The following is a 994-nucleotide window of genomic DNA, read 5'->3' on the forward strand; positions in this document are numbered from 1 at the left end:
GGGAACTATCTGATTGTGATGTTCAAGGAGACACCGCTGCTGTCCGCAATTCTCGTTGTTGAAATGCTTCAGACAGCTAAGATCATCGGCTCAGAGACGTGGCGTTATTTGGAGCCGATCACCATTGTAGGGCTGCTGTTCCTATTGCTGAGTTATCCGTCGTCACTGCTTGTACAGTATGTGGAGAGGAAGGTCAATAGAAGCCGCGGCAGACAACCAACGAATAAAGGAGTGAGCATGTAATGACAGCGATGCAGGAAGCAATCCGTGAAGAATTAAACGAGCTACGAGAACCGGCATCGGATCAGCCGATTGTGCGCTACCGGGATGTCCGGAAATCGTTCGGTGATGTTGAAGTCCTAAAGGGGCTTGATCTGGACATTAAACAGGGAGAGAAGATCACGATCATCGGGCCGAGCGGTTCGGGAAAGACGACGATTATCCGAATGCTCATGACGCTGGAGGAGCCGACATCCGGGACGATCATTGTGGACGGGGAGCCGCTTTGGCATGAAGTAGTCAATGGAGAGTTGGTTCCTGCCCGAGAGAAGCACTTACGCAAGGTCCGCGGAAAGATTGGTATGGTGTTTCAACAGTACAACCTATTTCCGCATATGACTATATTAAAGAATGTATCTGAAGCACCGATCCATGTGCTCGGCATGCCCAAGCAGGAAGCGAAGGAGCGGGCACTGGCGATGCTTGAAAAAGTAGGGCTCCAAGATCATGTGCATAAGTATCCAATTCAGCTATCCGGTGGGCAGCAGCAGCGGGTGGCAATCGCCCGAGCGCTGGTTATGGAACCGAAGGTCATGCTCTTTGACGAGGTGACATCGGCACTGGACCCCGAGTTAGTGGGGGAGGTGCTCCAGGTGATCAAAGACATCGCGCACACGACGAACATGACGATGATTCTGGTAACACATGAAATGGACTTTGCCCGAGAAATCTCTGATCGTGTCGTCTTCATCGACAAGGGGAAGATCGTGGAGCA

The 994-nt window shown here is 51.6% G+C and carries 1 protein-coding gene and 1 pseudogene; both read left to right on the forward strand.

The window, feature by feature from the left end; translation table 11 throughout:
* A pseudogene (locus tag H9631_RS22135) lies at nucleotides 1-243 on the forward strand (ectoine/hydroxyectoine ABC transporter permease subunit EhuD); the annotation flags it as partial.
* On the forward strand, nucleotides 243-994 hold a 752-nt coding region (gene ehuA, locus H9631_RS22140; protein ID WP_191816622.1), incomplete at its 3' end, for an ectoine/hydroxyectoine ABC transporter ATP-binding protein EhuA. The pseudogene H9631_RS22135 and the gene ehuA, both read left to right, overlap by 1 nt.

Origin of the sequence: Bacillus norwichensis (genome assembly GCF_014836955.1) — a bacterium.
GTDB lineage: Bacteria > Bacillota > Bacilli > Bacillales > Bacillaceae_C > Siminovitchia > Siminovitchia norwichensis.